The 9,561-nt window shown below is 74.4% G+C and carries 11 protein-coding genes and 2 pseudogenes; 10 read left to right on the top strand and 3 right to left on the bottom strand.

What is annotated here, in order from left to right; all coding sequences use genetic code 11:
* From AB0F81_RS34545 to AB0F81_RS34510, 8 genes and pseudogenes are all read left to right on the top strand, one after another.
* Positions 1-316 (top strand): annotated as a pseudogene (locus tag AB0F81_RS34545) (glycosyltransferase); the annotation flags it as partial.
* Positions 313-1,008 (top strand): DUF2064 domain-containing protein, encoded by a 696-nt coding sequence (locus AB0F81_RS34540; protein ID WP_360204070.1) that lies wholly within the window; start codon positions 313-315, stop codon positions 1,006-1,008. The pseudogene AB0F81_RS34545 and the gene AB0F81_RS34540, both read left to right, overlap by 4 nt.
* The gene (locus tag AB0F81_RS34535) at positions 1,005-1,682 is read left to right on the top strand and encodes a class I SAM-dependent methyltransferase (RefSeq protein ID WP_360204069.1); all 678 of its coding nucleotides are present in this window, start codon (positions 1,005-1,007) and stop codon (positions 1,680-1,682) included. The genes AB0F81_RS34540 and AB0F81_RS34535 overlap by 4 nt, the downstream gene beginning before the upstream one ends.
* Positions 1,679-2,833 (top strand): molybdopterin-dependent oxidoreductase, encoded by a 1,155-nt coding sequence (locus AB0F81_RS34530; protein WP_360204067.1) that lies wholly within the window; start codon positions 1,679-1,681, stop codon positions 2,831-2,833. The genes AB0F81_RS34535 and AB0F81_RS34530 overlap by 4 nt, the downstream gene beginning before the upstream one ends.
* Positions 2,830-3,249 (top strand): hypothetical protein, encoded by a 420-nt coding sequence (locus AB0F81_RS34525; RefSeq protein WP_360204066.1) that lies wholly within the window; start codon positions 2,830-2,832, stop codon positions 3,247-3,249. The genes AB0F81_RS34530 and AB0F81_RS34525 overlap by 4 nt, the downstream gene beginning before the upstream one ends.
* Positions 3,250-3,258: 9 nt before the next feature.
* Positions 3,259-3,954, top strand: a complete 696-nt coding sequence (locus AB0F81_RS34520; RefSeq protein WP_360204064.1) for a response regulator transcription factor — start codon at positions 3,259-3,261, stop codon at positions 3,952-3,954.
* Positions 3,947-4,954, top strand: a complete 1,008-nt coding sequence (locus AB0F81_RS34515; RefSeq protein ID WP_360204063.1) for a HAMP domain-containing sensor histidine kinase — start codon at positions 3,947-3,949, stop codon at positions 4,952-4,954. Before AB0F81_RS34520 ends, AB0F81_RS34515 begins: the two co-directional genes overlap by 8 nt.
* Before the next feature lie 10 nt (positions 4,955-4,964).
* Positions 4,965-5,438 carry an NUDIX hydrolase gene (locus tag AB0F81_RS34510; protein ID WP_360204062.1) on the top strand — a complete coding sequence of 158 codons (474 nt, stop codon included), beginning with the start codon at positions 4,965-4,967 and terminating at the stop codon, positions 5,436-5,438.
* A gap of 163 nt (positions 5,439-5,601) precedes the next feature.
* Here AB0F81_RS34510 and AB0F81_RS34505 read toward each other — a convergent pair.
* Positions 5,602-5,936: pseudogene (locus AB0F81_RS34505) on the bottom strand (DUF6855 family protein).
* Between the two features lie 177 nt (positions 5,937-6,113).
* Between AB0F81_RS34505 and AB0F81_RS34500 the strand changes: the two are divergent.
* Positions 6,114-6,632 (top strand): DM13 domain-containing protein, encoded by a 519-nt coding sequence (locus tag AB0F81_RS34500; RefSeq protein ID WP_360204060.1) that lies wholly within the window; start codon positions 6,114-6,116, stop codon positions 6,630-6,632.
* Positions 6,633-6,642: 10 nt separating this feature from the next.
* On the opposite strand, the gene AB0F81_RS34495 is transcribed toward AB0F81_RS34500, so the two are convergent.
* Together AB0F81_RS34495 and AB0F81_RS34490 are read right to left on the bottom strand one after the other, a co-directional pair.
* Positions 6,643-7,272 carry a response regulator transcription factor gene (locus AB0F81_RS34495; protein WP_360204058.1) on the bottom strand — a complete coding sequence of 210 codons (630 nt, stop codon included), beginning with the start codon at positions 7,270-7,272 and terminating at the stop codon, positions 6,643-6,645.
* Positions 7,269-8,369 (bottom strand): histidine kinase, encoded by a 1,101-nt coding sequence (locus AB0F81_RS34490; RefSeq protein ID WP_360204056.1) that lies wholly within the window; start codon positions 8,367-8,369, stop codon positions 7,269-7,271. Before AB0F81_RS34490 ends, AB0F81_RS34495 begins: the two co-directional genes overlap by 4 nt.
* 145 nt (positions 8,370-8,514) lie before the next feature.
* Here AB0F81_RS34490 and AB0F81_RS34485 point away from each other — a divergent pair, with 145 nt between their 5' ends.
* Complete coding sequence (locus tag AB0F81_RS34485) at positions 8,515-9,549, top strand: DUF418 domain-containing protein (protein WP_360204054.1); 1,035 nt, start codon at positions 8,515-8,517, stop codon at positions 9,547-9,549.
* Positions 9,550-9,561 lie beyond the last annotated feature (12 nt).

Below are 9,561 nucleotides of genomic sequence, written 5' to 3'. Positions count from 1 at the left end.
CGCGTGGCCGCCGCACGCCCGGCTCGGCAACGCGGTGCTGGCCCGCCGGATCCGCCGGGAGACGGGCCTGCCGGTGCACGACATCGCGCCGATCCGGGCCGCCCGCCGCAGCGACCTGCTCGCTCTCGACCTGCGGGACCGCCGCTTCGGCTATCCGCTGGAGCTGCTGCTCGGCGCGGCCCGGGCCGGCTGGCGGGTTCGGGAGGTCGACGTCGCCTACCGGCCCCGGGCGGCCGGAACCCGCTCGAAGGTGACCGGCACCGTGCGCGGGACGCTGCGCGCGATCCACGACATGCGGGCGGTGCTGAGCCGATGATCCAGATCCTGGTGCTGGCGAAGGCGCCCGTTCCCGGCCGGGTGAAGACCCGGCTCTGTCCGCCGTGCACGCCGCGGGAGGCCGCGACGATCGCGGCGGCCGCGCTGGCGGACACTCTCGATGCCGCGCGGGAGGTGGCGGCGGTGCGGCACACGCTGGTGCTCGACGGCGAGCATCCGGTTCCGCCGGGCTGGTCGGGTGTGCCGCAGCGCGGCGCGGGTCTGGGGGAGCGGCTGGCCAACGCGTTCGAGGACGCCGCTGTGCCCGGTGTGCCGTCGCTGCTGATCGGCATGGACACCCCGCAGGTGACGCCCGCCCTGCTGGCGGCGGCTGCCGACACGCTGTGTCGCGAGAACGCGGTGCTCGGGCTCGCCGCCGACGGCGGGTGGTGGGCGCTCGGCCTGGCGGACCCGGATGCCGCCCGGGTGCTGCCGGACGTGCCGATGTCGACCGCGGTGACCGGCGAGCGCACCCTTGCCGCGCTGCACGGTCGTGGCCTGCGGCCGGTGCTGCTGCCACTCCTGCGCGACGTGGACACCGCAGCCGATGCGATCGCGGTGGCCGGCGACTGCCCGGACGGGAACCGGTTCCCGGCGGCGGTCGACCGCGTCCTGGCCACGGTGGGGCGCCCGGAACGAGGGGCGGGCGGCATGACCGCGGTGGGCGCCCGGAGCGAGGGGCGGGTGGCATGACCGCGGTGGTGATCTGTCCGCCGGACGAGCAGGCGGCGCTGGACGTCTACGACCGGGCGCTGTCGCGAGCGGCCGGTGGCGCGGAGGCGACCCTGGTGCTGCGCGGCGCCGACGGGCGTGAGCAGCGGTTCGACGCGGCCGGGTGGTGCCGGGCGGACCGGCCCGGCGACGCCGGACTGCTGGACCGGTGCACCGGCGCGACCCTGGACGTCGGCTGCGGCCCGGGACGGCTCACCCGGGCGCTGCTCGGGCGGGGACGGCCGGCGCTGGGCATCGACGTGAGCGCCGCCGCCGTACATCTGGCCCGGCTGCGCGGCGCCTCGGCGCTGCGCCGCGACGTGTTCGCGCCGGTGCCCGGTCAGGGCCGCTGGGAGCACCTGTTGCTGGCCGACGGCAACGTCGGCATCGGTGGCGATCCGGCCGCGCTGCTGCGGCGGTGCCGGGACCTGCTCGGCCCGCACGGGCGCATCCACACCGAGCTCGAACCACCCGGCACCGGCACCTGGGCGGGCGCCGCCACGCTGCGCGACACCACGGGCGGCCCGGGCGCGCCGCTGCGCTGGGCGCAGATCGCCGCCGACGAACTCGCCGCGCCGGCTCGCGCGGCGGGGCTGCGCATCCACCGCAAGTGGACGGAGGCCGGGCGATGGTTCGCCACCTTGGCGCGCGCGTGAACCGCGTCCTCGGCTGGCTCGACGAGCCGATCGGCCCGTTCCGGGCCGGCGCCTTCCCGTCGCGGCTGCGGTCGGCGCGGCTGACCAGCCTGCTCGGTGTCGCGCTCGCCGCCGCCTTCGGGATCTGCCTGCTCACCGGCGTGCTCAGCCACCTGATCCAGCAGCCCCCGGGCTGGTTCCGGTGGCCGTCGCGGCCGGTCGGTCTCTACCGCGTCACCCAGGGGGTGCACGTGGCGACCGGGCTGGCCAGTGTGCCGCTTCTCGGGGTGAAGCTGTGGTCGGTCTACCCGCGGCTGTTCAGCTGGCCGCCGCTGCGCGGCGTGCGGCACGCCGCGCAACGGCTGTCCATCGCGGCGCTGGTCGCTGCGGCCCTGTTCCAGGTGATCAGCGGGCTGCTCAACATCGCCCACTGGTACGCGCCGATGCCGTTCTTCTTCACCGCCGGCCACTACTGGGTGGCCTGGCTGCTGACCGGCGCCCTGCTGATCCACATCGGGGTGAAGGCGCCGGTCGTCCGGGAGGCGCTGCGCCGGCCCGGGACGCCGGACAGCGACCGCCGGCAGCTGCTGCTCACGGTCGGCGCGGCCGCCGCGGTGATCACCGTGGCGACCGTGGGGCAGACCGTACGGCCGCTCGCCGCGGTGTCGCTGCTCGCGCCCCGCCGGCCCGGCACCGGACCGCAGGGCCTGCCGGTCAACCGCACCGCCGCCGCGGCCGGGGTACGCGACACCGCGCTCGACCCGGACTACCGGCTGATCCTCTCCGGGCCGGGCCGGACACTGCGGCTGAGCCTCGCCGACCTGGAGGCGCTGCCGCAGCACACCGCGGTGCTGCCGATCGCCTGCGTGGAGGGGTGGAGCGCGACCGGCACCTGGTCCGGGGTGCGGCTGCGCGACCTCGCCGGCCTGCTCGGCGCGGACCCGGCCCGATGCGAGGCGGTCGCGGAGTCGCTGCAGGCCGCCGGCCGCTACCGCACCTCGGTGGTGGCCGGAGCGCACCTGGACGACCGCCTCACCCTGGTCGCGTTGCGGCTCGGCGGTGAGCCGCTCGCCCTCGACCACGGCTATCCGGCCCGGCTGATCGCGCCGAACCGGCCCGGCGTCCTGCAGACCAAATGGCTGGGCCGGATCACGGTACGGAGCGTCCGGTGAGACGGGTGCTGATCGCCGGGGGAGTGCTGGTGATCGGATGCGCGGTGATCGGCGCGGCCGGCGACCCGGACGTCGACCAGCTCGGGGTGCTGGTGTTCCTGATGGCGGTGGTGGTGCTGCACGACGCGGTGTTCCTGCCGCTGGTGCTGGTCGCGGGTGCGGTGATCAGCCGCGTCGTCCCGGAGGGCCGGCGGGCCACGGTGCGGGCGGCGGGGGTCGTCTGTCTCGCGGTCACCGTGGTCGCGCTGCCACTGGTGCTGGGCTTCGGCCGTACCGGGGACAACCCGACGGTGCTGCCTCGTTCGTACCCGATCGGGCTCGTGGTGATCGTGGCGCTGGTCGCCGGCGTCGCCGTGGTGTGCCGTAAGGGAATCGAAAGATCGCGCGCACGGCGCCGCGGGCGCCCGCCCGGATAGCCTGCGAGGGTGACCCACCAGGTGCTGGTCGTCGACGACGACCCGACCGTCAGTGACGTGGTGTGCCGATACCTCGAACAGGACGGCTGCCGGGTCCGGCTGGCCGCCGACGGCCTGGCCGCGCTCGCCGCCGTCGATGCCGAACGCCCCGACCTGGTCGTGCTCGACCTGATGCTGGGCGACCTCGACGGTCTCGAGGTGTGCCGCCGGCTGCAGCGGGACCAGCCCGGCCTGCCGGTGGTCATGCTGACCGCGCTCGGCGAGGAGAGCGACCGGGTGCTCGGCCTCGAGGTGGGCGCCGACGACTACGTGACCAAGCCGTTCAGCCCGCGCGAACTGGTGCTGCGGGTGCGTTCGGTGTTGCGGCGCACCGCGCCGGCGGCGCCGCAGCGACCCCAGCTGCTGCGCGACGGTGAGCTGGTCGCCGACACCGGCCGGCGCACCGCCGAGCTCGGCGGGCAGCCGCTCGCCCTGACCGTCCGGGAGTTCGACCTGCTGGAGTTCCTGCTGCGCAACCCGGCCCGGGCCTGGTCCCGCGCCGAACTGCTGGACCGGGTGTGGGGCTGGCAGTTCGGCGACCAGTCGACCGTCACCGTGCACGTCCGGCGGCTGCGCGAGAAGATCGAATCAGACCCGGCGGCGCCGGCGCGGCTGGTCACCGTCTGGGGCGTCGGCTACCGATACGAACCGGCCGGCGATGCGTGACATCCTGCTGATCGGCCTCTACTCGCTGGCCGCCGGAGCCGTCGTCGGCCTGCTCGGCGCCGGGGTGCTGCGGCTGCTGCGCGGGCGCTCGATCACCGTGCACGTGTGCATGCTGCTGGCGATCACGGTCGCCGCGGTCGTCGCCGCGATCGTGACGGTCTGCTGGGCCATGTTCCTGTCCCGCCACGACCTGCAGGTCGTGCTGGTCACGGTGGCCGCGTCGACCGCGGTCAGCCTGTCGGTCGGCATCGCCTTCGGCCGCCGGCTCGCCGCCGCGGCCATGTGGGCGGCACAGGCCCGCGAGCAGGAGCGGCGCATGGAGGCCGGCCGCCGCGACCTGGTCGCCTGGGTGTCGCACGACCTGCGCACCCCGCTCGCCGGGCTGCGCGCGATGACCGAGGCGCTGCAGGACGGTGTCGTCGCCGACCCGGAGACCGTCGCCGAGTACCACCGGCGGATCGGCGCCGAGACCGACCGGATGAGCGGCCTCGTCGACGACCTGTTCGAACTGTCCCGCATCCACGCCGGCGCGCTGCGGCTCACCCCGACCGACCTGCCGCTCGCCGACGTCGTCTCGGACGCGGTCGCCGCGGTGACCCCGATCGCGGTCAGCCGCGGCGTGCACGTGGTGGCCGCCGACTGCGGCTGGCCGGTGGTCACCGCCGGGGCCGCCGAACTCAACCGGATCATCAACAACCTGCTGAGCAACGCGCTGCGGTACACGCCGGCGAACGGCTCGATCCACATCGACGCGGGCAGCGACGCGCGCGAGGTCTGGTTCGCGGTCTCGGACAGCTGCGGCGGCATCCCGGAGGACGACCTGCCGCGCGTCTTCGACGTCGCGTTCCGCGGCACGCGCGCCCGCACCCCGGACGGCGCGGGCGGCGGGCTGGGGCTGGCGATCGTGCGCGGTCTGGTGGAGGCACACGGCGGCAAGGTCCGGGCCGGCAATGTGACCGGCGGCTGCCGATTCGAGGTACGCCTACCGGCGCACAGCTAACCTCGACCCGATGACGACCGACTTCACCGCGAGCCTGCCCCGCAAACGGATGGGCGCCGGCGTCCTGCTGACCGACGACCAGGGCCGGGCGCTGCTGGTCGAACCGACCTACAAGGACTACTGGGAGATCCCGGGCGGTCTGGTCGAGGCCGACGAGTCACCGCACGCGGCCGCGGCGCGCGAACTCAAGGAGGAACTGGGCCTGACCGTGCAGCCGGGCCGGCTGCTGGTGACCGACTGGGTTCCGCCGCGGCCGGACCGCACCGAGGGACTGATGCTCGTCTTCGACGGCGGTGTGCTCACGCCGGAGCGGATCGGGCAGATCCGGCTGCCGGCCGACGAGCTGCGCAGCTGGGCCTGGTGCACCGAACCCGAGGCCGCCGAGCGGCTGCCGGGCCTGCTGGCCCGCCGGGTGGCCGCGGCGCTGCGGGCCCGGGCGGACGGGATCTCGCGGTACCTGGAGAACGGCTTCCTCGTCGCCTGAGGAAACCTGGAGTTCGGGGCATGGCCGTCGACGTGGTGACCGAGGCGCTCATCGCGCGCCGCTACACCTACGAGATCGTGGCCTACGAGCCGGGCCGGCGGCTGGTCATGCGGACCGCGCAGGGTCCGTTCCCGATGGAGACCACCTACACCTGGGGTGAGCGTCAGCGGGCGCGCATCCGGTTGTTGCGGGCGTCGTGGGTGAGTTCGGCCAGACCCAGTTCCTCCAGCAGCGGCGGCAGGTACATGCCGAACCGGCCGCGGTAGCCTTGCGCAGGCCGTACCAGCCGCCGACCGGGTTGTCGGGGGAGCGGCCCCAGGCCTCGACGGTGCCGTCAGCGGCCGGCTTGTTCTCGTCGGCGGCGCCCAGCGGCACCCAGTCGTCCTTCTCGCGCAGCCAGGCGTGCAGGTCGTCGATGGCCCGCAGCTGGTACGTCAGCCGGGTCGAGCCGACCTGGCAGACGAGCGCGGGCGGATCCGCGGCCTCGTCGCGGTACATCGTGTATTGCGAGGAGCCGGGCGGTGTGCGCAGCTCCCACGGATCGTCCTTGGTCCCGGCCGCCATGCCCTCCGACTCTAGGGCGGCTCGCCCGGGGGCCGGGCCGGATCGGCCGTAAGTCATCCGTAAGCGGTCGCACCCTGGTCGCGTGCCGCCGGACCGGGTTGACTCGGAACCATGCTCACCAAGCCCGTCACCTGGATCGTCGTCGCGGTGCTCGGTCTCGGCGCCGGGGCGGCCCTGTACTGGTTCCAGCCGTGGAAGCTGTTCACCGACACGACCGTGACCGACACACTCTCCGTCGTGGCGCCGTCCGCCGCCCCGCGCGGCTCGTCCGCCCCGCCCGGGCCGGTGGTGGTGGCGCAGGGCACCTTCGTCACCCACGAGCACGACACCACCGGCACCGCGCGGATCGTGCGGGACAGTGCCGGAGGGCATCGGCTGGAGCTGGCCGGACTGGACACCAGCGACGGACCCGACCTGCGGGTCCTGCTCACCGACCAGCAGGTGCGCACCGGCCGGGCCGGCTGGCACGTCTTCGACGACGGCGCGTACGTGGAGCTCGGCAAACTCAAGGGCAACCACGGCGACCAGGTGTATCCGATCGGCGCCGACGTCGACCCGGCCGACTTCCGCAGCGTCAGCATCTGGTGCGAGCGCTTCTCGGTGTCGTTCGGCGCCGCCCCGCTCGCCTGACTCCCCGTCCTCAGTCGCGGGGGCGCAGGCCCGCCCGGTGGCCGAGCAGGGCGGCTTCCGTACGGTTCTCGCAGCCCAGCTTGACCAGCAGCCGCGAGACGTAGCCCTTGACCGTCGCCTCGGACAGGTGCAGGCGCCGGGCGATCTGCTGGTTCGACCGGCCGGCGCCGAGACCGGCTAGGACCTCCGTCTCGCGTTCGGTGAGGGAGCCGATCAGCCGCCGGTCGGGGGTGTTGCTGACCAGCCGCTGGGCCGCCTCCGGCGACAGCACGGTGTGCCCGGCCGCGGCGATGCGGACCAGGCCGGCCAGGTCCTCCGGGGCGGTGGACTTGAGCAGGAACCCGACCGCGCCGGCTCGCAGCGCGCGCAGCACGTACTCGTCCAGGTCGAAGGTGGTGAGGGCGACGATCCTCGGCGGGGACGGCAGCGCGGTGATGTGCTCGATCGCGGTCAGCCCGTCCACGCCGGGCATCCGCAGGTCCATCAGCACCACGTCGGGCCGCAGCCGGACCGTGGCCTCCACCGCCTCGGCGCCGTCGTAGGCCTCGCCGGCCACCTCCAGGCCCGGTGCGGCCGACAGGATGGTACGCAGGTGCGCGCACACCATCCGCTCGTCGTCGACGAGCAGGATCCGGATCACCGGGGCACCGCCGTCGGCACGAAGGCGGGCAGCGTCGCCCGTACCGTGAATCCGCCGCCCGGTGTGGCGCCGGCCGTGAGTGTCCCGCCGACGACCGCGACCCGGTGGCGCAGGCCGTCGAGGCCGCTGCCGCCGCCGGCGGCGGTGAGGTCCGTCTCCGGCCGCCGGCGCGGGCGGGCGTTGGTGACCGTCGCCCGCACCTGCTGCCCGCCATAGTGGATCGTCACGGTGGTGTCCGCGCCCGGCGCGTGCTTGCGCACGTTGGTCAACGACTCCTGCACCACCCGGTAGAGGGTGCGCCGCACCGTCGGTGCGACCGGCGCCGGGTCGCCGTCCTCGGTCAACCGCACCGGCAGGCCGACCGTGCGGGACTCGTCCACCAGCGCGGCCAGTCCCGGATCGGCGGCGGCCGGCGGCGCGTCGCCCTGGCGCAGCACGCCGACCAGGTCGCGCAGCTCGGCCAGGGCCTGGCACCCGGCCACCCGCAGTTCCTCGGCGGCCGCCCGGGTGGCCGGGTCGGTGGTGCTCACCCGCAGCGCGCCGGCCTGCAGCACCATCAGGTTGATCCGGTGGGTGACCACGTCGTGCATCTCGCCGGCCAGCCGGATCCGCTCGTCGGCCCGGGCCTGTTCGGTGAGCAGCAGCCGTTCCCGGTCGGCGTGGCCGCGCCGGGCCCGGAAGTACATGCCGAGCAGCGCCGAGCAGAACAGGACGGCCGGCGCGGTGACCGGATCGTCGATCGCCCACGCCTGGGCCCCGGTCAGGAACGCCGCGGCCAGGGCGGCGATCACGGCCCAATGCCGCCACCGGTGGCCGGTGCCGTAGGCGGTGACCGCGTACGGCGCGAACACGGCGGCCCAGGCCGGCACGAGCAGGCTGATCGCGGCGATGCCCAGCGCCGAAGAGTACGGGTGCCGGCGACGCGCCAGCAGCATCGCCGCGGCGACGATCTGGGCGGCGACGTACACCCCGGTGGGCGCGGCGACGTGTTTGGTGGCCAGGTCCGGGTCGGCGATCTCCAGCGCGCTGCCGGCCACCGCCGCGACGCCCGCCACCAGCACGTCGGTGGCGACCGGAAACACCCGGCTACGGCCCATGGCAGCAGGGTAACCGAGGTGCCGGGGCACGGCCCGTCGTGCGCTCACGGTCACGACGAAACGACCACGGCATGCGACGAAAGGAGGTCGCGGTCGCGACCTTCACCGCTGACGGCGTACGAGCGGGCGGCGCTGGAATCGGAGGATGACCACTCCGGACGACGTCTCCACCGCCGGGCCGCGCATCCACGCGCTGGACACGCTGCGGGGCTTCGCCCTCTGCGGCATCCTGATCATCAACATCTATCAGCAGGTGGTGTTCCGCGGGGCGGCGTCCGGCACGGCCACCCGGATGCCGGTCGCCGTGCAGTTGCTGTTCTACGAGCGCTTCTACCCGATCTTCTCGATCCTGTTCGGCATCGGGTTCGGGATCTTCCTGCGCCGGGCGGCGCTGCGCACCGATCGGCCACGGCTGATCCTGGCCCGCCGGCTGCTGATCCTGCTGGTCATCGGGGCCGTCCACTTTCTCTTTCACCCGGGGGAGGCGCTTACGGCGTACGCTCTCGCGGGTTTGCTCGTGCTGCTGCCGGTGAGTTTCCTGGGTGGCCGGGCCGCGCTGGCCGTCGCTCTCGTCCTGCTCTTCGCCGGCGCTCAGCTGGTGATCGGTTACGGACCGATCCCCGGCCTGCTCGCCCTCGGTTACGCGCTGGCCATGCTGGAGGTGCCGGCCGCGCTGGAGCGCCGCACCGGCCGGGTGGCGATCGCGTTCGCCGGGTTCGCGCTGCTCACCGCGGTCTGGATCGGGCTGGCGCTGCGCGGCGTCGACCTGCCGGTGGTCAACGTGATCGGCGGGCCGGGCGGTGGGGTGAGCCTGCTCGATCCGCTGGCCGGGATCGTCACCGGTCTGGCCTACTGCTGCGGGCTGCTCCTGCTGCTGTCCACGCCGCTCGGCCCGGCGATCTCCGCGGTGCTGTCGCCGATGGGCCGGATGGCGCTGACGAACTATCTCAGCGCGACCGCGCTGTTCCTCGTCGGCGGTCCGCTGCTCGGCATCGACAGCACTGCCGACCTGCCCGCGATCATCGGTCTGACCGTCGCGATCATCGCCATCCAGGCGGTGTGGAGCGGGTGGTGGCTGCGCCGGTTCCGGTACGGCCCGGCGGAGTGGGCCTGGCGATGTCTGACCTGGTGGCACCGTGCCCCGATCCGGCGCCGCTTTCGCCAAGCTTCGACATCATGAGAACCTTTCATG

This window comes from Actinoplanes sp. NPDC024001 (assembly GCF_040638955.1).
Classification (GTDB): Bacteria; Actinomycetota; Actinomycetes; order Mycobacteriales; family Micromonosporaceae; genus Actinoplanes.
Note: the sequence above shows the minus strand (reverse complement) of the source record. Positions and strands in the feature narration are given on the sequence as shown.

Coding starts and splice junctions, on each gene's coding strand:
- AB0F81_RS34500 (WP_360204060.1), top strand. CDS start 6,114: ATGCTCACCAAGCCCGTCACCTGGATCGTCGTCGCGGTGCTCGGTCTC.
- AB0F81_RS34540 (WP_360204070.1), top strand. CDS start 313: ATGATCCAGATCCTGGTGCTGGCGAAGGCGCCCGTTCCCGGCCGGGTG.
- AB0F81_RS34510 (WP_360204062.1), top strand. CDS start 4,965: ATGACGACCGACTTCACCGCGAGCCTGCCCCGCAAACGGATGGGCGCC.
- AB0F81_RS34485 (WP_360204054.1), top strand. CDS start 8,515: ATGACCACTCCGGACGACGTCTCCACCGCCGGGCCGCGCATCCACGCG.
- AB0F81_RS34535 (WP_360204069.1), top strand. CDS start 1,005: ATGACCGCGGTGGTGATCTGTCCGCCGGACGAGCAGGCGGCGCTGGAC.
- AB0F81_RS34515 (WP_360204063.1), top strand. CDS start 3,947: ATGCGTGACATCCTGCTGATCGGCCTCTACTCGCTGGCCGCCGGAGCC.
- AB0F81_RS34490 (WP_360204056.1), bottom strand. CDS start 8,369: ATGGGCCGTAGCCGGGTGTTTCCGGTCGCCACCGACGTGCTGGTGGCG.